Origin of the sequence: Leptolyngbya sp. KIOST-1, assembly GCF_000763385.1 — a bacterium.
Taxonomy (GTDB): domain Bacteria; phylum Cyanobacteriota; class Cyanobacteriia; order Phormidesmidales; family Phormidesmidaceae; genus Nodosilinea.
This window is the reverse complement of record NZ_JQFA01000004.1, coordinates 94,211-115,409: the sequence shown is the minus strand read 5'-3', so window position 1 is coordinate 115,409 and position 21,199 is coordinate 94,211. Positions and strand designations below refer to the sequence as shown.

17 protein-coding genes are annotated in these 21,199 nt (G+C 61.2%); 5 read left to right on the top strand and 12 right to left on the bottom strand.

Going from position 1 to position 21,199, the window contains the following annotated elements; translation table 11 throughout:
• Positions 1–123: 123 nt before the first annotated feature.
• On the bottom strand, positions 124–2,766 hold the full coding sequence (locus NF78_RS17610; RefSeq protein ID WP_035990406.1) for a DEAD/DEAH box helicase: 2,643 nt from the start codon (positions 2,764–2,766) through the stop codon (positions 124–126).
• A 379-nt stretch (positions 2,767–3,145) separates the two neighbouring features.
• On the opposite strand from NF78_RS17610, the gene NF78_RS17605 reads away from it, so the two are divergent.
• On the top strand, positions 3,146–3,601 hold the full coding sequence (locus NF78_RS17605; RefSeq protein ID WP_156119862.1) for a hypothetical protein: 456 nt from the start codon (positions 3,146–3,148) through the stop codon (positions 3,599–3,601).
• Between the two features lie 69 nt (positions 3,602–3,670).
• On the opposite strand, the gene gloA is transcribed toward NF78_RS17605, so the two are convergent.
• The 4 genes from gloA to NF78_RS17590 all read right to left on the bottom strand — a co-directional run bounded on the left by gloA (position 3,671) and on the right by NF78_RS17590 (position 6,790).
• Positions 3,671–4,102 (bottom strand): lactoylglutathione lyase, encoded by a 432-nt coding sequence (gene gloA / locus NF78_RS17600; RefSeq protein ID WP_035990402.1) that lies wholly within the window; start codon positions 4,100–4,102, stop codon positions 3,671–3,673.
• 60 nt (positions 4,103–4,162) lie between these two features.
• Positions 4,163–4,330: a hypothetical protein gene (locus NF78_RS31900; RefSeq protein ID WP_197065005.1), complete on the bottom strand. Its 168-nt coding sequence runs from the start codon at positions 4,328–4,330 to the stop codon at positions 4,163–4,165.
• A 70-nt stretch (positions 4,331–4,400) separates the two neighbouring features.
• Positions 4,401–6,026 (bottom strand): phenylalanine--tRNA ligase subunit beta, encoded by a 1,626-nt coding sequence (gene pheT / locus NF78_RS17595; protein ID WP_035990400.1) that lies wholly within the window; start codon positions 6,024–6,026, stop codon positions 4,401–4,403.
• A gap of 236 nt (positions 6,027–6,262) precedes the next feature.
• Complete coding sequence (locus NF78_RS17590; protein WP_035990399.1) at positions 6,263–6,790, bottom strand: Dps family protein; 528 nt, start codon at positions 6,788–6,790, stop codon at positions 6,263–6,265.
• Positions 6,791–7,000: 210 nt separating this feature from the next.
• On the opposite strand from NF78_RS17590, the gene NF78_RS17585 reads away from it, so the two are divergent.
• Complete coding sequence (locus tag NF78_RS17585) at positions 7,001–7,258, top strand: hypothetical protein (RefSeq protein WP_035990396.1); 258 nt, start codon at positions 7,001–7,003, stop codon at positions 7,256–7,258.
• Between the two features lie 55 nt (positions 7,259–7,313).
• Here the strand turns inward: NF78_RS17585 and NF78_RS17580 are convergent, their stop codons facing one another.
• The 4 genes from NF78_RS17580 to NF78_RS17565 all read right to left on the bottom strand — a co-directional run bounded on the left by NF78_RS17580 (position 7,314) and on the right by NF78_RS17565 (position 14,470).
• The gene (locus tag NF78_RS17580; protein ID WP_035990393.1) at positions 7,314–9,422 is read right to left on the bottom strand and encodes a TIGR00300 family protein; all 2,109 of its coding nucleotides are present in this window, start codon (positions 9,420–9,422) and stop codon (positions 7,314–7,316) included.
• A gap of 215 nt (positions 9,423–9,637) precedes the next feature.
• The gene (locus tag NF78_RS17575; protein ID WP_035990390.1) at positions 9,638–10,027 is read right to left on the bottom strand and encodes a hypothetical protein; all 390 of its coding nucleotides are present in this window, start codon (positions 10,025–10,027) and stop codon (positions 9,638–9,640) included.
• A gap of 396 nt (positions 10,028–10,423) precedes the next feature.
• Positions 10,424–11,545 (bottom strand): peptidoglycan-binding protein, encoded by a 1,122-nt coding sequence (locus NF78_RS17570; protein ID WP_035990387.1) that lies wholly within the window; start codon positions 11,543–11,545, stop codon positions 10,424–10,426.
• 240 nt (positions 11,546–11,785) lie between these two features.
• Positions 11,786–14,470 (bottom strand): PAS domain-containing protein, encoded by a 2,685-nt coding sequence (locus NF78_RS17565; RefSeq protein WP_072016170.1) that lies wholly within the window; start codon positions 14,468–14,470, stop codon positions 11,786–11,788.
• 656 nt (positions 14,471–15,126) lie between these two features.
• Between NF78_RS17565 and NF78_RS17560 the strand changes: the two genes are divergently transcribed.
• A complete protein-coding gene (locus NF78_RS17560) occupies positions 15,127–15,987 on the top strand; it encodes an SDR family oxidoreductase (RefSeq protein ID WP_035990386.1) in 861 nt (286 codons plus the stop codon).
• Positions 15,988–16,346: 359 nt separating this feature from the next.
• Positions 16,347–17,564 carry a glycosyltransferase family 2 protein gene (locus NF78_RS17555; RefSeq protein WP_197064916.1) on the top strand — a complete coding sequence of 406 codons (1,218 nt, stop codon included), beginning with the start codon at positions 16,347–16,349 and terminating at the stop codon, positions 17,562–17,564.
• Here the strand turns inward: NF78_RS17555 and NF78_RS17550 are convergent.
• From NF78_RS17550 to NF78_RS17540, 3 genes are read right to left on the bottom strand one after another with little or no spacing between them, the layout of a single operon-like run.
• The gene (locus NF78_RS17550) at positions 17,541–18,122 is read right to left on the bottom strand and encodes an SAM-dependent methyltransferase (protein WP_035990383.1); all 582 of its coding nucleotides are present in this window, start codon (positions 18,120–18,122) and stop codon (positions 17,541–17,543) included. The two genes, NF78_RS17555 and NF78_RS17550, sit on opposite strands and share 24 nt — an antisense overlap.
• The gene (locus NF78_RS17545; RefSeq protein WP_052050697.1) at positions 18,119–18,898 is read right to left on the bottom strand and encodes a PIG-L deacetylase family protein; all 780 of its coding nucleotides are present in this window, start codon (positions 18,896–18,898) and stop codon (positions 18,119–18,121) included. The genes NF78_RS17550 and NF78_RS17545 overlap by 4 nt, the downstream gene beginning before the upstream one ends.
• Positions 18,886–20,067 carry an acyl-CoA dehydrogenase family protein gene (locus tag NF78_RS17540; RefSeq protein WP_156119861.1) on the bottom strand — a complete coding sequence of 394 codons (1,182 nt, stop codon included), beginning with the start codon at positions 20,065–20,067 and terminating at the stop codon, positions 18,886–18,888. The genes NF78_RS17545 and NF78_RS17540 overlap by 13 nt, the downstream gene beginning before the upstream one ends.
• A 548-nt stretch (positions 20,068–20,615) precedes the next feature.
• On the opposite strand from NF78_RS17540, the gene NF78_RS17535 reads away from it, so the two are divergent.
• Positions 20,616–21,086, top strand: coding sequence for a hypothetical protein (locus NF78_RS17535; RefSeq protein WP_035990381.1), 471 nt, complete (start codon positions 20,616–20,618; stop codon positions 21,084–21,086).
• Positions 21,087–21,199 lie beyond the last annotated feature (113 nt).

Below are 21,199 nucleotides of genomic sequence, written 5' to 3'. Positions count from 1 at the left end.
CCAGCATGGATGCTACGAATTTAGGGGGCGAAGGGACGTAGACAGGAACACACCCCCTAGCTTGCCCAACTTCCGGGTCGGCATTGAAGTTAGGGTCGCAACCCGTGCCGCCGGGGGGTTGCTTTAGTCAATTTCCTCATTGACGGGGAAGCGGTTGAGCAGGTCTTTGGCCTCGCGGGCGGTGCTACGCAGGTCGTCGCTGATGTAGGGCACGTGGGGAATCTGGGACAACACATCCAGGGTGCGGCGCAAAATGCGAACAATGTCCCCCTCGTCGAGGCTGGTGTTGTCGCACAGCGTTACCCAGTCAACCCCGTTGGCCCACTGCTCAACCATGCCCACCAGGTCGTACTCCAGCCAGATGGGGGCGGCAATGTGGCGGCGGTGCTGCTGCTGGTAGAGCTGTCGCCTGAGGCTGTGCAAGCCACCCAGGGCTTCTTCTACCGTGCCGGAGAGGCGGTAGCGGCACCAGCTGTCGGGGCGCGAGTTTTCGGTGACGAGAGCCGCGAAGGCGGCGGCCAGCTGCGCCGCAGTGAGGTGGTCAAACTCCCCCGACTCCAGGGCCAGGGCCAGCCACAGCTCGTTGTCACCGCGAATGGCGGCGGCCATTTCCCCCAGCTCGGTGGGGCGGTTGTCGTCGAGGCCGCCGAAGTGCTTGAGCACATCCATGATGTTCAGAAACTCCTGCCAGTAGCGGCCCGTGTACTGGGAGAGTTTAGTCTTGCGATCGCGCCATTCCGCCTCCAGGTCGCGCAGCCGCTTCTGGCGCTTGAGCAGCGATTTGGTGTTCTCCCACTGGCTGGCGGGGTGTTTGGCCAGGGTGTGCTCCACCTCGCGCATGCGATCGAGCTGCTCCTGCACCTCGGGGGCCAGCATCTCCAGGCTGGGGGGGATGGCCATGGTGGTGACCAGGCTGGCGGTGTAGTCGTCGCCGCGGCGATGCTGGCCGGGGCTGGGGGCCAGATCGCTCGGCGGGGCCAGGGTATCGACCGCTTGCAGCCGGGGAATGTCGGCGTGGAGCCCGACCACATCGGCGGTAGTGACCACGTACCACTGGTTGGTCTGGGTCAGACAGACCAGGTAAGGGAACTGCCCCGACCCCTGCACCTTGGTAACCAGCACGGCGGGCACCGGCTCGCCGACGGGAATGTGCTTGCCCTTGAGGGAGAGCAAGGTGCCCGCGATCGCAAAGGGCACCATCTTGGCCACATCGTCGGCCAGCACCTGGGCGGCCTGCTGCTGCAAAATCTTCAGCAGGCGGCGCTCTTCTTTGAGCCGCTCTTTGAGCTTGGCGTACTCGGCCAGCAGGCCTTCGTCGAAGGCGGCGAGCTGGGCTTGCTGGTGGGCGATCGCCCCTTCCAGGCGATCGATCTCCTGCTGCTGGGGCACCAGGTGCAGGGTGGCCAGGTACTGGCCAAAGCTGCGCTCAACCAGGTCCTTGGCCTCCTCCAGCGAATGGGTTTGCAGCAGGTTGAGCACCATGCCGTAGCCAGGGGTGAACTGGCTGACCAGCGGGTCGGCCCCCGAGGTGGCCAGGTGCACCGCCTCCCGCGACCCCTCAAAGGGACTTTCGACGGTGACCACGTGGCCCTGGAGATCCATACCGCGCCGCCCGGCTCTCCCCGCCATCTGCAAGAACTCTGAGGAGGTGAGCAGGCGGTGGCCCATGTCGGTGCGCTTCGAGAGACTGGCGATCACCGTGGTGCGGGCGGGCATGTTGATGCCGGCCGCCAGGGTTTCGGTGGCAAACACCACCTTGATCAGCCCCGCCTGGAAGAGTTCCTCCACCAGCCCCTTCCACAGGGGCAAAATGCCAGCGTGGTGGGCGGCAATGCCCCGGTACAGGGGCCCCACCTGGCCCGCCCGCCCGGCGTCGGGGTTGTGGGCCAAAAAGGTGTCGATGCGCAGCTTGAGTTCCTGAGCTTCCTCGTCGGTGACCAGCGACAGGTGGGCCACCTCATCCACCGCTTTGTCACAGCCCCGGCGGCTAAAAATAAAGTAGATGGCGGGCAGCATGTCGCGCTCTTGCAGCTGACCCACCACAAAAGGTAGGCTGACCCGGCCGCTGCCCCGGCGACCGGGCTGGCGCTGGGGAGCCCGCTGCTTTTTGAGCTGGGGGTTGATCGCCTTCTGGGCGGCATCCAGCAGGGGCACCAGGCGCTTGCCGGTGCAGTAGTGAAACTGTAAGGGCACCGGGCGAAAGTCGGAGTAGATCAGCTCCGTGGGGCCGTGGACCTTTTGCAGCCAGTCGGTGAGTTGGCCCGAGTTTTCCACCGTGGCGGAGAGGGCCAAAAGCTGAATTTCGGGCGGGCAGTAAATTATTGATTCTTCCCACACGGTGCCGCGCTGGCGATCGTTCATGTAGTGGCACTCGTCGAGCACCACGGCTTCGACCTGTTGCAAGGTGGTGCCGGTTTCGCCAATTCGGGTGCCGTAGAGCATGTTGCGAAAGATTTCGGTGGTCATCACCACCACCGGGGCATCGCGGTTTATCGACAGATCTCCGGTCAGTAAACCCACGTTTTCGTAGCCGAATTGATCGCGAAAATCGCGCAGCTTTTGGTTAGAAAGTGCTTTCAGCGGCGTGGTGTAAAAGACCCGCTTGCCGTGGGCCAGAGCCCGGTGAATCGCATACTCGCCAATCAGCGTTTTGCCCGAGCCGGTAGGGGCGCAGACCACCACAGACTTCTCGGCATCCAAGGCTGCCGCTGCCTCGTACTGAAAATCGTCGAGGGGAAAGGGAAAAAGTTTGGCGAGGTCTAGCACAAGGCTGGCACAGAGTAGGGGCGTCACTATTCTAGTGTGCCAAGAGATTGACGAAACGGACTGAATCCGACGCAAATTCAGGTCTATTCCAGGCCCTAATGCCCTCTTTTGAAAGCGCATTTTAGCGATGCTTGATTTGGGCGGAGGGAATTTTGCAATGCCATCGGCGGCCTGCCGATCGCGATCGCCCCTCAGCCCGTTCCTCCCCGGCCCTAGTCCCAGTCTCGGCCTGGAGGGAAAATCTCACAGAACCTTTACTCAGCATCGCTGCATTTCCCCAATTTTTAGCAGGATTTTGCCGCACTACCCCTGAAAATTGGGATGTGCTTGTACTAGCGGGGCCACCCATGGGCTGGTCCCTTACCCGAGAGGAGTGATGATGAATTTCAAAGCCGCGTTGATATCGATGGTGGCTATGGGTGCAGTGGTAGCTCCCGCAGCCCACGCCCAGCAAGTGCCCCCCTACTACGTGGGGGCCGGCATTCGCGCCGGGTTTAACGACAACACCTCGTTTGTGATCGACTCAAAAGCTCAACTGCTTGAGCTGGCACCCAGAACCACCCTGTCGGTGCGCCCGGCGCTCGTCTTTGACGACAGTACCGAACTGCGGCTGCCCATTTCCGTGGACTACGCCCTCGATCGCGGCCTCTACCCCTACGCCGGGGCCGGCGTAGTCTACAACGCCGACGGGCGCTCCGCCATAGACCCCATGATTACCGCCGGACTGGACTGGGGCCTTGCCCGCAATGTGGTGCTTGACCTCAATGGCAGCGTGCTGTTCAAGCCCGGCAACACCGATGCTGAGTTTACAGCCACTATCAACTACGCCTTTTGAGGTACAGGGGGTCGGGTATCAGGTATCAGGTGCAGCCTTGAACCTTGCACCTGATACCCGGCACCCCGCTTAGCTGGCTGCCATCTGGGGTTCTGCCGCCTGTCGATGTCCTTCGGAGGTGCCCAGCTGAATCAGCTCAACCTTGTAGCCATCGGGATCCTGCACGAAAGCAATCACCGTTGAGCCGTGCTTCATAGGGCCGGGCTCGCGCACCACCTGCCCGCCCTGGGCTTTGATGCGATCGCAGGTGGCGTAGATATCGTCTACCCCCAGCGCAATGTGGCCGTAGGCGTTGCCCAAATCGTAGGACTCGGTGCCCCAGTTGTAGGTCAGCTCTAGCACCGTGTGGTCGGCCTCATCGCCATAGCCCACAAAGGCCAGGGTAAACTCGCCGCCGGGGTAGTCTTTTTTGCGCAGCAGCCGCATCCCCAGCACATCGCAGTAAAACTTGAGGGAGCGATCGAGGTCGCCGACCCGCAGCATGGTGTGGAGTAGTCGCATGGTGAGTTTGCTCTCGTAGTTGCCTTTATTATTATGACCACCTGCCGCAGGAGGTGAGGGCTAGTCCTCAACGGGTTGGCTGGCGCGTAAATTCCCCAGAGCCCGGGACAGCTCCAGCGGAAACAAAATTACCGTGTTCGATGGACTCGCCCCCAGCCCGTCGAGGCTTTGCAGGGTGCGCAGCTCGCAAAATGAAACATGCCCAAGCGGTAAGGGTTTTATAGCCATCGCCAGAACCTTTAGGACATGACAGATACCCCTGAAGCGATGGCTATACGCCACTGCACCGCCCCAATTCTTAACCGATCATTAGGCTGGCGCTGCAATCTAGCTCGCCGGTACAGACGGGCTCTGGGAACGAAAAATGCTCCAGCACCTGGGGATGAATTTCGCCAAATTCTCCCACTGGCTGCCCTTCAACCAGCACCGTAGCAGCGCGACCGGCAATGTAGTAGGGTGCATCGCGCACCGCCAGGGCATAGCGGACGCCCAGCGCCTTGAGCATTGTCTGCATGTAGGCCTTGGCCGTAGTAAACGAGGCGCGGGCATCGAGGCTGGCGAAGCCCCAGCACTGGCTTTCGCGAACGGCACCGGCGGCGTTGAACCGCAGGATTTCTCCGGTTTCGTAGATGTTGATGGGTTTGGGGGCGCTGATGTTGCGGGCCAAAATATCGAGCAGCCCCCCCTGCAGTGTGGGGCGGGTGGCGCTATAGGTGCGGCTTTTGGCATTGCCCGTTTGCACGTAGGGGGCCGCAAACAGATCGAGAATGTCGGGGTCGGTGAGCACGTAGCTTTTGACTTCGGTCAGCTGCATGCGCTGGGCCAGATCGCCCACCTTAAACATGACCTGGCGCAGCGGGTCGGCCTCGCCCAGGTGAAACTTGACCGCCAGCGGTTCGGCCTGGAGGGAGGCGATACCCAGGGCCACCAGCAGGTCGCCCGCGATATCCACCTGGCTAAAGATGTCGGTGCGGTAGGTGGGCACGTGCACCACATCGGTCCCGCTGACGTCTAAGTCCATGCGAGACAGCACCTTCCCTAAGCTGCTTTTGGGAATGGCCGTTCCCATAATTTCGTTCAGGTACTTGGCGGAGAAGGGCACCGCGCGGCGGACGAGACTGGGAGTTGTGGAGGTTCCCTGGGGAGTTACGATTTCGACGGTTTGTACCTCGGCCCCGGTATCTAAAAAGTTGTGGGCCAGAATGTTGGCGGTTTCCACCACCGTTTGTGGCAGAATGCCGGTGACATCGATAAACAGGTTGCGGGTGCTGGCTTTGACCTCTCCCACCCCCGCGCTGTTGACAATTGGCGGCATGGAGAGCACAGTGCCAGCGGCATCGCGCAGCACCGGAGCCTGGTGGCTGGCTTTCAGCGTGTGGGCGTAGAGTTTGCCTGCTGGGTGGGAGTGCAGGATCTGCCGCGCGGTCATGGGCTGGGTGCTGTGCAGGGGCACAAAGCTCAGCTCATCGAGCGGTTCTGCGCCGTAGGTCAAGTTGCCGCTGATCTGGTCGAGGTCGTAGACGCCGATCGCAATTTTTTTGCGCTGACGACCAAAGGTTTGGGTCACCTTTTCCTGAAACTGCACCAGCACCTCCAGCCCACCATCCTGTAGGTCGGCCCCGCGCACCACCAGGGCGGCAATGTGGGGGCGCAGGGGCAGCACCTCCGGCAGCACCACCACCCGGCAGCCTGAAGGCATCAGCTGGTCGGGCACGGTGCGAACCAACCCGTTGTAGATGTTGATGGCGCGGGTAAACCCTTCTGCTGCCAGTAGGTCAGGCCGCTCGGCCGTCACTTCGACCTCCAGGGTTTGGTGGCCCAGGGTAGCATCGAGGCCGTAGTCAAAGGCCTGCTGTTCGAGCTGCTGCGGGTCGGTGGCGGTGAGCCGCTGCAGGTAGGCAAGGGGAAAGGTGACGGTGGGCATGGCAGGGGGTAGCAATGGCAACGGTCGGCTCCCCTAGATTACCGCCTGAACTGGGGCAGCACGACGACAAAAACACCCCACCCAGGTTCTCCCTCGGTTGGAGAGAGGACTGGGCAGGGTGAATGGTCACGCCAAGCTGCAACGGCGATCGCGTTTGGGTCGAGTGGTCAGGGCTGGGAAAAATAATCCAGGCCTGAGCCCAGCATGAGCCGTTGCGGGTGGCCGTGGGCGCTTGACTACTTTTTGGCAACCAGCTCTTTGTCACGCTGGCCGCTGCCTTCGAGGGCTTCGCCTTCGATGAAGGAGCGCAGCATCCAGGCCATTTCTTCGTGCTCTTCCATCAGGCCGGTCAGGAAGTCTGAGGTTCCCTCATCGTGGAACTCTTCGGAGGTCTGATCGACGAACTCGCGCAGGTTGCGAATGATTTGCTCGTGATCGATAACCAGGCGCTTGACCATTTCGTTGGCGTTGGGCAGATCGCCGGGGTGCTCTTTAATGGTGGCGTTCTTGAGGAAGCTGTCGGCGGTGCCCAGGGGGTAGCCATTCAGCGCCCGAACGCGCTCAGCCACGGCGTCGATGTTGGTGGTCAGGGCTTCGTACTGCTCTTCCCACAGCTCATGCAGCGTGCGGAACTGAGGACCAACCACATCCCAGTGGTACTTCTTCGTCTTGATCAGCAGCAGGTAGGCATCGGCCAAAACTTTATTGAGGAGTTCAACAACGCCCTGGCGCTGCTGCTCGGATAGACCAATGTTGATGCTCATAAATTTGATTACTCTTTTGTGGTGTGACTGCGTTCTGTTTGATCTAACCGCAGCCACCGCAAAATCTCATCTACCCTCTGTGGGAAACCGGGCGACAGTCGCCTCTTCCCTTCGGTCGTTTCTAAACCACAAGTCCCCCGTGGGTTAGATGTTAAGGAATACTGCGGGTAATAGTTTAGGAGTCAGAATTTATCAAAAGCGACTCTGCATATGGCTAGTTCATCTCCGCTGACCGGTGTCATTCTGGTCGATTGCGCCCGGGCCAATGCCAGCGAGGGGCTGGCGATCGCCGCCGAGCGGTGTGGCTACGGCAGCGACACGGCCAAGTTTCAGACAGCCCTGAGGGCGGCCTGTAGCGACATGAATGTGGAGATCGAGGGCCTTTCCGATCTCGAAGATGACGAGCCTGCGGTGGTGCGGGCCGAGCGGGGTATGGAAGTGGCCCCGGATACCCCCAGCGAACTTTAGATCTTGAAAAAATCTGGCCCGATCGCGTCCATACGGTGCGATCGGGCCAACAAGCTTACACCTTGGTCACAACGTGCCGCTGGGTGAGGCGATCGAGCTGCTTCACCAGCAAGCTGAGGAACAGGCCCACGTCGGTGACCACCCCGGTCGACTCCAGGGAGCCGCGATCGGCCAGTTTGGTGACCACGGCGGGGTTGATGTCAACGCAGACCATTTTGACGCCGGAGGGGGTCATGTTGCCGACGCCGATCGCGTGCAGCATGGTCGAGAGCATCAAAATCAGGTCGCAGCCTTCGATCAGGCGGGCGTAGTCGGCCTGGGCCGCGATCAGGTCCATCTTGGTGTCGGGCAGGGGACCGTCGTCGCGAATGGACCCGGCCAGGGAGAAGGGCACGTTGTTTTTGACGCACTCGTAGAACACGCCTTTGGTCAGCACCCCCTGTTCCACAGCGCTGGCGATGCTGCCGCAGCGGCGAATGGCGTTGATTGCCCGCAGGTGGTGGCGGTGTCCCCCTCGCACCGAGGTGCCCTGCTTCATGTCAACGCCCAGGGAGGTACCCAGCATGGCCTGCTCGATGTCGTGGACGGCGATCGCGTTGCCCCCCAGCAGTGCCTGCACGTAGCCCTCGCGGATCAACCGCGACAGGTGGTCGCCGCCGCCGGTGTGAATCACCACCGGCCCAGCCACCACGGCCACTTTGCCGCCCTGGTCCCGCAGGCGGCGCAGGTCCCACGCCACCTGCTCCACAATCAGCTCTACCCGGCGCTCGCTGGAGACGCCGGAGCCCATGAAGCTAAATTCCTCGGTGGCGTGGGCGGCGCGGCTGCGGTCCTTGGTGCTGCGCACGCTGCGAATGCCGTCGTAGCCAACGATCACCTGGTCGCCCACGGCCAGGTCGCGCAGCAGCTTGCAGGTGGCCACCGGCTCGGTTTGTGAGACCACAATCACGCCGTCCATGCGCTGGCCCTGCACCCGCACCCACTGACCCCGCACCCGCACTTCGGTGGGGTAGATGGTGGAGCTGTAAAAGTCGTCGGGGGCGACACCGGCCTGGGTAATGGTGACCAGGTGGGCATCCTGCTGATCTTCGGGCAGGGCCACCGCGCCCAGGTCGATCAGCTGGGCCATGATTTCGTCCATCACCTCGCGATCGGGGGCCGAGACGCGAATTTCGGCGGAGGACGTGCTCTGGCGCTGCTCACCCAGGTCAAAGTTCAGCACCTGGAAGCTGCCGCCCCCTTCCATAACCAGATCCAGCGCCCGGCTGACCAGGCCCGAGTCGAGCAGGTGCCCGGTCATGGTGACGGTGCGGACCAGCAGGCCGCCTTGGGCAGGTTCGGGGTGCAGCGGCTCGGTGACGCGCAGGGTGAGGCACTTGGCGGCGCCCCCGGCTTTCAGGAACTCGGTCAGGGGGGTTTCAACCACCTCAAAGCCCACCTCGGCCAGGCGGGCCTTCAGTTCGTCGCTGGCCTGGTTCATGATCACGGTGCGATCGATATTGACCGCGTTACAGGCAAAGTTGACGGCGTCGGGCTCGTCGATGGCGATCCGCTTTTCGGGCGGCACCCGCAGTTCGATCAGACGGTTGGAGTAGGCGTCGAAGGCGGGGGGATAGTAGAGCAGGTAGCCCCCGGTCAGTGGACAAAAGCAGGTATCGAGGTGGTAGAAGCGCTCGTCCATCAGATGCAGCGACAGCACTTCAATGTTCAGCCACTGGGCCACCAGCCCGTGGGAGTCCAGCTCGGTGCGAAAGCCGTAGCCCGCCCACAGCCAGCGCCCTTCCCGGTCCAGCAGGGCGTCCCCGGCTCCCTCAAAGGGCAGTTCCGAGGGTAGGGTAAACACTTCGTGGCCCTGCTCCTCAAACCACGCCTTGAAGTAGGGCTCTTCCCCCTGGCGCTCGGGGTGCAAAAAGCGGCTCAGTACCACCTGGTTGCCCAGAATCAGCCCGGCGTTGGCGGTAAACACCATGTCAGGCCAGCCCTGCTGGGGCTTGACCAGGTCCACATCGGCGCGATCGCTGATGATCTGGTACAAATTCTGCCACTGCTCCTGGGCGGTGGCGAGGGATGAGCGGTGAATGTTGCCCTCCATCCAGGGGTTGATCACATAGTCCACCTCGTAGTGGTGGGGGGCACACATGAGAAAGCGAATGGAGGAGCTCATAGGAGGATGCTGACGTGAAGGGACTGAGTCAAACTGGGCAGATCGGGCGACGCAGAGCCGCTCGTCCGGGGGCCGGCTAGCGAACCGGCGCTGAGGCAAAACAGCGCCGAGGGCCAACATACTATTTTAGGCCCTCAGCGCGGCAGTCGATTCAGTTGTCAGGAGTTCTGAAGATTAGGGTGGCGACCGGCCGCAGGCAGTCACCGGGGACGCCCCTATGGGTTACCAGCGGGCAAATCGGTGAAAAAGTGGGCCTCAGTCAGGCGATTGTTGGTGATGATGGCACTGGTCAGGTTGCCGTGGTGCAGACGGCGGGCTGTCGCCAGTTGCGCATCGCCTGTAGCTGTGGGGCCAGCCTGGGGGGTAACGGAGCGATCGCCCCAGCCCATTGCTTGAGTCGACACTCGCACCGGTACCAGCGCCGAGCGGGTGACGAGATCCGCCGCTTCGGCCTGGTTGCCGGAGGAGTCAAACCCCACCGCCAGCATGAACGCCGCCAACGCTATCACCAGGGCCAGCCGCAGATCCACCAGCTGAAGCACCTGAATGACGGTGTCCTGCAGGAACGCCCAGAAGGTGATCGATGACTCCGATTCGCTAGACAAGGTCAGGGTCCTCCCACACAACTCACCCGACAATAGGGAAAACCGAGGCAGTCCAGGTCTCGACCGCCGCTCCCTACCGGGATTCCACCGAGGTGCCTGGCCCAGGACTTGAAGCAGCCATAGGCAAGACTCAATGGTTTCACTTAGATATTACACATAACGTTATAAAGTCACAAGTTGTTAAGCGCCGCTCAGAGCGGTTAGGCCCGGCTGTGAATGGGTTCAAATGGCCCACCCTGGGGCGATCGCGGCCTCCCCTGAATTTTGCTCTACGAATCTTTGTTAAGCATAGATTTTTTTCAATATCAGTGACTGACCTGCCACTGCTGGGATTGGTCCTGAAGCACTGCTACCGCTGCGCGGCGTTTGACGGAGCAAATTTCAGGATGATAGCCCCTAAAGGGGCTCCAGCCACAGCGAAAAAATCCAGGTGCCGTCGCTCAGCTCGGACCAGTTGCCCGAGGTGCGTCCGGTGATATTGACAATTGAGCCATTCGGTACGCTTCTGACGAAGCCAAACTCGGTGCCGGGGCCGTTGAACACCGAGGTCGCGTCGCCATCGGTAACCACCCGTCGCTGACCGCCGCCGATGGGCGGTGGGTCGGGGGTGGGATTGGGGGTGGGATTGGGGGTGGGGTCGGGCGAGGGCTGCGGTGTAGGGCTCGTCGCCCGGTAGAGGGCCTGCCAGGTGGCGGCATCGACAATGCCAGTGACGGGCAGGCCATTCACCCGCTGAAACTCACGCACCGCCGCCTGGGTCGTTTGATCGTAGATCCCGTTGATGACAAAGTTGGGCGGCAGGAAGCCAGCCTGGCGCAGCAGCCGCTGGAGTTCAATTACATCCGCTGTCGGGACCGGGTCGGGCTGCGGACGGGGCTGAGCGGGGTCATTGCGGATAGGGCCGCTGTACTGGAGGCGACCGCTGTCGACCCAGTTGCCGTTGGTCAGCTGGGCCCAGCCCACGTTGAAGCGCCCCGTCAGCCGAATGCGGCTGCCGTTGACGAACTGCCCCACCACTGGGTACTCGCGGCCCGGGCCAGAGCGAATGTTGAGGGCAAAGTTCTCCGGTGTAATGACTGTGGCCAGGCTGGGGTCGTCTACCGTGGGCCGGTCGGGCTGCACTGGGCCCACCGGGGCGCTGCTGACCAGGCTACCGGCCACCCAGGTGGCATCGACCAGCTGCACCCAGCCGTCGCGGCGCACGCCTGAGGTCTGTAGGGCACTACCCCGGCGCACCCGGCGGTAGACGCCAGTGTTGGTGCCTGGGCCCCATCGCACGTTGAGGGCATACCCTTCGGGGGTGGCTACGTAGACGGTTCCACCCCAGCGGTGGCTACTGGCCAGGGCCGGAGCCGTCAGGCTATTGCCAAGCACGATTGCCCCCGCTACCACGGCCATCGCAGAGGGTGCTAAGAGCCCCTTAACCGCAGGGGAAAGCACCAGCGGACCTGGGCTGGAGTCGGCCTTTAGGTCAGCTTCCCAGACTAGCCACAGCAGGGTTTGGGCCAGGCTATCCATAGGTCAAGGGGAGGATGGAAGAATAGGGCAAAACCACCTCAATCATAGCTGTTTTCGCTGGATACCTCAGCATCTTTCCAAAATGCGCTTCGCACCGCCCTGGCCGCCCGGCGAACCCAGGCCGTCAGGGTAGAAACAAGTCTGCCCTTTGAGCAGCTTGAACCGCTGCCACCCCAAAGCGTTTTCATGTTGAACATTGCACTTTGAACTCTGGGTCTAACTCTGGGTCGCTGGAATTGATCACCCGTCCTGGGCGGGATGGGGAGCGGACTCGCCGCTGGGGAGGAGTTCGATCAGGGTTTGGCGTAGCTCCTCCAGGTCTACGGGTTTGGTGAGATGGCGTTGAAAACCCGCTGCCAGGGCGCGATCGCGGTTTTGTTCACCGGCATAGGCGGTCAGGGCGATCGCGGGCGTGTTGCCTCCCTCGGCCTCAGACCGCTGGCGCAGGGCGCGAATCAGCATGAAGCCGTCCTGGTCGGGCATGCCAATATCGCTGATCAAAATATCGGGAGGGTGCTGACTGACCAGATGCAGACCCGCCTCGGCTGAGGCGGCGGTCAGCACCTCCATGGCGTAGTCCTCCAGCAGGGCCGTCAGCAGGTGCAGCGAGTCGAGGTCGTCATCGATGACCAGAACCCGGCGCCCCGCCAGACTGGCCTTGTCCTGGGCGATCGCCAGGGGCGGCGGCAGGGCTGTACTGGGGTTCAGGGGCAGCCGCACGGTGAAGGTAGCCCCCTGACCCTCACCGGGGCTGGCCACCGCCACGCTCCCGCCGTGCAGCTCACTCAGGTAGCGCACAATCGCCAGGCCCAGGCCCAGGCCACCAAAGGCGCGGGTGCTGCTGCTGTCGGCCTGGCGAAACTGCTCAAAGACATGGGGTAAAAAGTCGGCGCGAATGCCCTGGCCCGTATCCTCCACCTCAAGGGTGGCGCAGGTGCCATCCCGATAGAGCCTGACGGTCACGGCTCCCCCCTCGGGGGTGAACTTGACGGCGTTTGAAAGCAGGTTCCACACGATCTGCTGAAGGCGGTTGTAGTCGCCCGCAATTGCCCCCACTGCGGGGTCAACCTCGGTGTGCAGAGCAATGGCCTTGGCCTGGGCCGACAGTCGCACGGTTTCGAGGGCGGCCTCGATCACGCTGGCCAGGTTCACGGTGGCAATATCCAGGTTCAGTTTGCCCCGCAGAATGCGGGATACATCCAGCAGGTCTTCGATCAGCTCGGCCTGAATTTTGGCATTGCGCTCAATGGTTTCGAGGGCTCGGGATCGGGTGGTTTCATCGAAGGAGCGCGATCGCAGCAGCGACACCCAGCCCAGAATTGGGTTGAGGGGGGTGCGCAGCTCGTGGGAGAGCATCGCCAGAAACTCGTCCTTGATGCGGCTGGCGGCCTCCGCCTCGGTGCGGGCCACCCGCTCCTGGGCCAGGGCGCGATCGCGCTCGGCCAGGGTCAGCTTCTGGTCGTGAATATCCGTCAGGGAGCCAAACCAGCGCAGCACTTCGCCCCGTTCCCCCTGGAGCGGAAACGCCCGCACCAGGTGCCAGCGGTACTGGCCATCTACGGCCCGCCGGGGTCTGGCCTCTAGAGCCAGCGGCTGCCCCGTCTGCAGGGCCTCCGCCCAGGCGGCCTGGCAGCCGGTCTGGTCGTCGGGGTGCAGCACCGACACCCAGCCCTGGGCGTAGCTCTGGGCCGCATTCAGCCCTGTGTAGTGGTACCAGCGCTGGTTGCAGTACTCGAGCTGGCCATCGGTCTGGGCCGTCCAAAACATCTGCGGCATCGAGTCGGCCAGGGTGCGGAAGTGCAGTTCACTCTTGCGCAGGGCCGCTTCCGTATGCTTTTGCTCGGTGACGTCGTAATTGATTTCGAGAATGGCATCGGGCTCACCCGTTGGGGTCTGCTGGAGCGTCCAGCGGCTGCTCATGATCACCGTGCGTCCGCTGCGAGTGGTCTGAATCAGCTCCCCTATCCAGTGCCCCTCCTGCAGAATGGCCCTACGCAGGGTGTCAAACGGCTGGGGCAAGATTGTATTCAGTAGGTCCGTCGCCGATTGCCCCACCGCCTCGGCTGCCGACCAACCGTAGCGCCGCGCCGCCCCCTGGTTCCAGTAGGTAATGACGGCGCTGTCTAGCTCTCGAATAATGATGCTGTCGTTGGCCAGATCCAGCATTTGTATTTGCTGCCTTAGCCGGCGCTCGTCCTGGCGGCGATCGGTCAGGTCACGAAAGTAGACCGCCAGGCCGTTGACCAGCGGATTCATGTGGGTTTCAAACAGGCGATCGGGATGGACTAGCCCCGGTGCTTCAACCACCTGCGATCGCCGGGTGGCCATGACCTGCCGAAAGGCATCGCCCATAGCGGTGCCCTCCAGGGTGGGCAGCACTTCCCAGATCGGGTGCCCCAGCAGATCGTCGAGGGGACGCTTAAACAGACGCAGCGCCTGAGGATTGACGTAGACAAACCGCCACTGCCCATCGAGAGCATAAAACCCCTCGGTAATGCTCTCTAAAATGGCCGTTACCCATTGGTTGGTGTGGCCGAGGGAGGCTTCGCTTTCCTGAAGTTTTTGAGAACTGCGCTCCAGATGCAGACGAGCTCTGTGGAGAGAGCCGCAAATTACGCTGATGGCGACGCCCTGAATCAGGAAGACAGCGAGACGAACCACGATCGCTGGGCTCAGACTGAAGGTATGCTGCGGCAGCATAAAAAAATAGCTGCTGGCTATAGCGGCCAGGACGGTGGTTAATAGCCCACAGCCAAAGCCGCCCCACCAGGCTGCTACCACCACGGCCCCATAAAACAGTAAAAACGGGGTCATAGCCATACCGGCAACGGGGTTGATTGCTTGCATCAGCAATAGAGCCAGCCCGACGCTAAGAAACGCTATGCCGTAGGCCCTAGGCTGTAGATAAGAGAGGTGTAACTTCATTGGGCCTAATCATCGCAGTCTAAGGTCAGCAGCGCCTGAAAATACTGTTGCTACTGTTGCTCCCAGTTTGCGGTTTACTCTCAAAGATTGCATAACGTTTGACTTTAGCATAACGGTGCCTGGACAACTTATATCCTGAGACAGAGAAGCACCAGGGGTCGTATGCCTTTGGACTTATATTTTGTGTTTCTAGTTGTTGATTTTGTGGCGATCGCCGTGCTGTCTCAGGCGATTTTCCCTAGGGGCTAAAGTAATTTGCTGCCACGCCTGTAGGGAACCAAAAACCTTAGCCTTAAAAACTGACTGGTCTACAATTCTTAGCCCGGCAGTTTATTAGTGGATCGCGTTCGAAGGTAGGGTTCCAGCGGGGCCAGTCCAGAACTGGGGGTTCACCCTAAGGAAAGATAACCGATGTATTTACACTCGTTACATTGAGGGCAGATTTTATCTGAGACCCAGCTAGAGAGTACAGAGGCATTTGGGTAGGACTTTCCAGGTTTTCTATCCAAATTTCTTGTGATTGCTTGCGGGAAAAAGACACCTGAACCAGCGCTTCAGCCCTTGCCTCCTTTTGACTGGCTAGCTTGGCCAGCGTTTGAACTCAAAGGGTCTGTTATTACAACTTCCTTAACCACAATTTTCTACGGAGATAACCCATGCCCATTACCCCCGACCAAATTCCAGCCCAAACCCAGGAGCGCACCCCGGCGCTGGAATCAGACATGGCCCCCAGACCGCAGTACGACGATCCCAACTACAAGGGCAGCGGCAAACTTCAAGACAAGGTGGCACTGATTACGGGGGGCGATAGCGGCATTGGTCGCTCGGTGGCGGTGTACTACGCGAAAGAGGGGGCCGATGTCGCCATTGTCTACCTCGACGAGCACGGAGATGCTGAGGAAACCAAGCAGGCGGTGGAGGATTACAGACGGCGCTGTCTGCTGATTCCGGGAGACATTCGCAACGAGCAGTTTTGCCATCAAGCCGTGCAGAAAACGGTTCAGGAGTTTGGCAAACTCGATATTTTGGTCAACAATGCGGCAGTGCAGTACCAGGAGCCCAGCCTAGAGGAAATTGATGCGGCTCGCCTGGGCGATGTATTTGCCACCAATATCTTTTCGATGTTCTACTTTGCCAAGGCTGCAACCCCCCACATGCAGCCAGGTAGCGCCATCATCAACACCACGTCGATCAATGCCTACAAGGGCAATGCCAGTCTGCTGAGCTATTCCACCACCAAAGGGGCCATTTTGGCCTTTACCCGTTCCCTCGCCGCACCCATGCTGGAGAAGGGCATTCGCGTTAACGGGGTAGCCCCCGGACCAATTTGGACACCCTTTATTCCCGATGCGTTTGAAGGCGACGATGTGTCGAACTTTGGCCAGCAGGTGCCGATGAAACGCCCTGGTCAACCCAAGGAAGTTGCGCCTAGCTTTGTCTTTTTAGCCTCTGAAGATGCATCTTATATGGCGGGTCAGGTGCTGCACCCCAACGGTGGTGTCGTCGTCGGAGCCTAGGCACGAAGGTGTTTACCAAAACGGCGTTGCTCAATTGAGTAATGCATCTGTAAACTTGACGTCCTTTCATTGCCCCCTTAAGTCCCCCAGTTCTGGGGGACTTTGAGATCTCGACTCCCTCAGAATTGGGGGGCATATCATACCTGCATTCAGCAACGCCACCAAAATTATCCCTTCCGGCCTTCGTTGGGCCCCCGGGGATTGAGTTCTATCAGAAGAGTGATTTGTGGGGCTAGGGCCAGAGCCTATGGTAAAGAGCAGGCGAAAGGGCGTTTCTGCCAATCCGGCTTTGCCTATTTTTCTTCCCTAAAAGGATTACTATGCAAGGTGATTGCTTGGCGGCAATTTCCAGCTCTTCTATGGCTGAACTGGAGGACGGCCGGCGATCGTCCCCCCTGGGAATTGCTCAGCTACCGCTGCCTCAAACTCGGGTGTCGGTGATTGTGCCGGTACGCAATGAGGCCGAGATTTTGCTCAAATCTCTGCTGGCCCTGGTTGACCAGACTGATTTTGAGAATACCCCCCTGGTATCTGGCTGCTACGAGGTGATCGTCCTGGCCAACAATTGCACCGATGCGTCGGCGGCGATCGCCCGGCGGGTTGCTCGCCAGCATCCCCAGGTGCCGATTCACGTGGTCGAGCGATCGCTGCCCCAGGCAGACGCCTGCATTGGGCGGGTGCGCCAGCTGCTAATGGATGAAGCCTACTGGCGGCTGCAGCGGTTGAGCTGCAGTCGGGGCATCATTGCCTCTACCGATGGCGATAGCCAGGTCGATCGCCGCTGGGTGGCCGCTATTTTGCAGGAAATTGAGCAGGGGGCCGACGCCGTAGGTGGCCGCACGGTCATTCACCAGGCCGAGCGATCGGCGCTGGACAAAGCCACCAGGGCATCCTACCTGCGCTTCGTGGGGTATCGCTACTTGATCAAGCGGCTGGAGGATTACCTCGACCCTGACCCCTTCGATCGCTCTCCCCGCCACTACCAGTTTTTTGGGGCCAACTTCGCGGTTACCCAGCAGATGTATGCCCAGGCCGGAGGATTACCCCCGGTGCAAACGGGCGAAGACGTAGCGTTCTACCAATCTCTGATCGCTGCTGGGGCCAGGGTGCGTCACAGCTACCTCATGCGGGTGACGACCTCAGCCCGGCCCCAGGGGCGGGCCGCCCTGGGGTTGGCCGATCGCCTCAGTCAGTTTCAGGCTCTGGGGCAGCGGCGACAGGCATTTTTCGTTGCGTCGGCGGCAGAGATTGAGGCGCAGCTGCTGGCCCGCCGGCAGCTGCGCCGCTACTGGCGACAGACGGTGGAAAGCCCGTCCTCCCCCGGTTTTCTGGCCCCCTCCCGCCTGGTGCGGCTGGCCAGCCAGTGGGCGGTGCCCCTGGGCGATCTGTGTCAGGCGGTCAAGGAGTCAGCAACGGTGGGCGAATTGCTGCTGCGGGTGGAGCAGCGCCAGCAGGCCGCAGGCCTGTGGCAGCAGCGATGGGCCCAGGTGCCAATCGAGGTGGCGATCGCCGATCTGCGCCTGTGTCTGCACCAGTGGCAACAGCGTCGCGGGCTACGGTCGCTCGTAGAGGTCTAGGCGGTAGTCGGCGGTGCGCTGGCCGACGCGGTGAATCAACCGCGAGGCCGCAAACCTCTGAAAGGCATCGTGGACGTCGTCGCCGCGGAGGGGATAGCTGGGGGCCTCGTGCAGCCAGTGCACCAGCAGCAAATGGCCGCCGGGCAGGAGCGAGGCATAGATTTTGGTCTGGGCCAGGTACAGGTCGGCCCAGCACCAGTAGTAGCCCACCTCCGAGAGCAGCACCAGGTCGAAGTGGCGATCGGGGTACTGCTGGGGTACGCTCATCAGCTCCAGGCCGACCAGGGGCAAATGCTGACAGCGCTGCCGGGCTCGGGCCTGGGCCACGGCGGAAATATCCACCGACAGCAGCGCGTCGCAGCGGTGGGCCAGCCGCTCGGTGAGGACACCGATCGAACCACCAATCTCAAACGCTGACCGATAGCGCTGGTGGGGTAAGGCGGCAAGAGTGGCGGCGTATTTGGCGGCTTCGTAGGGGCTGGTTTCAAACCCCCAGGGATCGGGGTCCGCCTGGTAGAGCCGGTCAAAAAAGTCTGCCGCCAGGGATTGATCGCTCATGGGTCTAGCTCCAGAAACACTTCCCAGGGGTTGAGAAAGGGGGCGATTAGCTCGGGGGTAAGCCGAAAGCCAGTCGGGTCGTCGGGGATCAAGGCGGTGGTCTGGGATCGATAGCAGTGAATGGCTCTCTGCTTCAGCCCTAGCTGAGCAGAAATGTCGAGACGCCAGGCCCGGTAGCCACTGCCCAGGGGCTGCCGCTGCTGCGGGTCCCAGTCCCAGATTGGGTATTCAATCATGCGGGGCGGCTGGGGCAGAGCGGCGGCGGCACCCCGTATCAGCTGCCAGGTGGCGCGGTGATCGCGGTGGGGGTCAAACTGGTAAGGCAAAAAAATGGTTTGGGGAGCGCTCAGGCCGAGGTAGTGCTGGCACTGGGCCAGGGCCAGCGGGGCCGCCGCAGAATGACGACGAGGCGGCGCCCCCACCAGATGGGGTACGGAGCCATCGGGCAGGCCCAAAAAGGTGACCTCGGTGGCCTCTACCCCCAGCCCGGCCAGGGCGGTTAGGGTTTCGGCCTGGCGCAGGGCCCGCAGCCGGGACGGCGGATATAGCCGCGATCGCGGGTGAGAGTTAGCCCCATCGCTGACCACCAGCACCCGGACGGCACAGCCCTGCGATCGCAGCTGGGCAATCGCCCCCCCACAGCCCAGCGTTTCGTCGTCGGGATGGGGGGCCACCACGAGCACGGGGGCCTCGATCGTCGCTAGCGATTGCAGCGGCAGGTCCGCCACGGCGGCAAATGGCGACGGATCTTCTACCTGCGGCCCTAGACCTGCCATAGCTCATCGGCCGGAGCCGTCTGGGCTAGGGCAAAGGCCCCCACTCCCGCAATCGCGGCATCGTAGGCCGGCTGGCGCAGGTACAGGGTGAGATCGCGAATCACCCGCTCCATGGGATGGGGCGGTAGCAGCCCCCGAGCGCCCACCGACCGCTGACAGAGCTGCATAACCTCGATACAGATTTGCTCAACCGTGGTGCGGGTCATATTGGCATAGGCCACCAGGCGATCGCAGTGGCTGTGGGCCGTGTGGGGGTCACCGCCAAACTGGGGGGCGTAGCTGGCCAGCCGTTCGGCCGCCCCCCGCAGCCAGAGATTGCCGCTCTCCAGGGCGATCGCCATTTGACCCAGGCGCTCCTGCTGATAGGGGTGTTCGGTGCGGTGCTCCCCCTGCAGGTACTGGCGCGTGAGGTCGAACAGCGCCTCGGCCCCGCCCAGCTGTACCGCCGCAAACCGCACCACCCCAGCCGAGAGCCAGGGCTGCCGCAGGTAGTCCCCCGGCTGACCAATCAGATCCTCTGCCCCCAGCTCGACGCCGGTAAAGTCAATTTTGAAGCTGGTGGTGGCGCGCATGCCCAGGGGCTGCCACCAGTCGCGATCGCAGTCGGTCTGAACCGCATCCATGGGCACAATGCACATCTGCCACGATCCATCGGGCAGTTTGCCGTTGACAAAGGGGCGCTGCACATAGCCACTCCCGGAACAGAAGGTTTTTGCCCCCTCCAGCCGATAGCGCCCCGACCCCAGGGGCACAATGGTCACGCCCTCACCCTCCTCGGCATTCCAAACCCCAAACAGCAGATGCTGCTCGCGGACCTCGCGCCCGTAGCGCTCAATTTGGGCGGCGGTGCCAAAGGTTTGAATCAGCTGTAGGGCGTTCACGTGGCCCTCGTACACGCGCCCAATCGCCAGGTTGCCTCGGCCAATGTGCTTCAGCAACCGCAGCAGCGCCTCGGTGCTACTGGCCTCAATGCCCAGGCCGCAGCCCCCCAGACCCGAGCGCAGGGGAGCCACTACAAAGCCCGCCGCCGCCAGCCGTCGAAACCCCGCCGCCGGAAAGGCCCCGGAGCGATCGAGGGCGGCGGCTTGGGCCGCAAATTCCTCGGCCAGGGGAGTGGCCAGCCGCAGTAGCTCAGCGATCGTTGGCTGCAGGGTGGCCGGGGTACGCAACAGTTCAGCAGTAATCGTCAGACCTCCTGATAACCCATACAAGCCCGTCCGCACCAGACCTGCCTGGCAAAGGCGACAAGATTTTTGACTTCAATCTATGTACCTCAATGCACTTCGACTTGGCTAAGGGACGAAAATTTTCATTTAGAGTTTATCTGTCAAAATGACAGGTCTTCACCCGAGTATCGTCTACCCTTTGGCGTATTTTTAGACTGCAATGCTGGGGCTAGCTGTAAACGGACGTTGGTTTTGCCGTGAGCGGTTAGCAGAACATCTGGGCACGGACGTCGCCACACTATCCATTTCCAACATCTAAAAATCTATCTAACTGGTCAGGCGATTGGGCTACCCAGGCTGCTACGGTTTAGTTCAATCCTGTAGGTTAATCAGATTAAATTAGATCAATTCATCCAAACTGGCCTATTTGTGCGATCGAAGCGATCGAAAAAAGCTGTGAACCTGGACCTACAGCCAAAGAAGCCACCCGCACAACAGCCACCCGCACAACCTCAATGAATTAGATAATCAAACGTTTGGGACGTCTACCTATGCAATCTCGGCAACGGCAAATTTCCGGCGATTGGACCAAGGGCTCGAAGGGGATCCTGAGCTTTTTTGTCCTGTTTCTGGCGGTTGGCTTTTTACTGTATCAACTGTTTTCTAGTATTGCTCTGTCCTTTGGTGATTCCTTTAACATTGGTGCTCGCGCCATTGCCGCCGCACTTTTTCCCTTTATTGTTTTAATTTACCTGGGTTTTATTGCCCGCCTTCAAGTTCCAGCCCGAGAAAGCCGCGCTCCCATTATCAATAGCTTTATCATCTTTCTCTTCTGGACCATGCTGGTGATCGGCATCGACATCAGTCTTGAAACCCCCTACTTCCCGATCGAAGAGCTGCTCTACTCCTCCACCCTGGCCTCGATGCTGTGGCGCTACAAGTACCGAGGCTCCTTTAAAGCGCTGCTGGCCTGTTGCTATGGCGTGCTGGCGGGCGGTTTAGCCGCCCTGATTATCTTCTAGCTAGCCGTCTTCAACCCGCAGCCCCCCTTCCGGGCAAAACTCCGTATTCTGGGTAGAGGCCTGTAGCGATCGACCGCCAGTGAAGTTCTGCCCTTCAGGCGATCGCCTCCTCT

Bases quoted from the DNA above. Each gene is read 5' to 3' on its own strand.
- NF78_RS17560 (WP_035990386.1), top strand. From the start codon at position 15,127: ATGCCCATTACCCCCGACCAAATTCCAGCCCAAACCCAGGAGCGCACC.
- pheT (WP_035990400.1), bottom strand. From the start codon at position 6,026: ATGCCCACCGTCACCTTTCCCCTTGCCTACCTGCAGCGGCTCACCGCC.
- NF78_RS17565 (WP_072016170.1), bottom strand. From the start codon at position 14,470: ATGAAGTTACACCTCTCTTATCTACAGCCTAGGGCCTACGGCATAGCG.
- NF78_RS17535 (WP_035990381.1), top strand. From the start codon at position 20,616: ATGCAATCTCGGCAACGGCAAATTTCCGGCGATTGGACCAAGGGCTCG.
- NF78_RS17580 (WP_035990393.1), bottom strand. From the start codon at position 9,422: ATGAGCTCCTCCATTCGCTTTCTCATGTGTGCCCCCCACCACTACGAG.
- gloA (WP_035990402.1), bottom strand. From the start codon at position 4,102: ATGCGACTACTCCACACCATGCTGCGGGTCGGCGACCTCGATCGCTCC.
- NF78_RS17555 (WP_197064916.1), top strand. From the start codon at position 16,347: ATGGCTGAACTGGAGGACGGCCGGCGATCGTCCCCCCTGGGAATTGCT.
- NF78_RS17570 (WP_035990387.1), bottom strand. From the start codon at position 11,545: ATGGATAGCCTGGCCCAAACCCTGCTGTGGCTAGTCTGGGAAGCTGAC.
- NF78_RS17550 (WP_035990383.1), bottom strand. From the start codon at position 18,122: ATGAGCGATCAATCCCTGGCGGCAGACTTTTTTGACCGGCTCTACCAG.
- NF78_RS17605 (WP_156119862.1), top strand. From the start codon at position 3,146: ATGAATTTCAAAGCCGCGTTGATATCGATGGTGGCTATGGGTGCAGTG.
- NF78_RS17545 (WP_052050697.1), bottom strand. From the start codon at position 18,898: ATGGCAGGTCTAGGGCCGCAGGTAGAAGATCCGTCGCCATTTGCCGCC.
- NF78_RS17590 (WP_035990399.1), bottom strand. From the start codon at position 6,790: ATGAGCATCAACATTGGTCTATCCGAGCAGCAGCGCCAGGGCGTTGTT.
- NF78_RS17585 (WP_035990396.1), top strand. From the start codon at position 7,001: ATGGCTAGTTCATCTCCGCTGACCGGTGTCATTCTGGTCGATTGCGCC.
- NF78_RS31900 (WP_197065005.1), bottom strand. From the start codon at position 4,330: ATGGCTATAAAACCCTTACCGCTTGGGCATGTTTCATTTTGCGAGCTG.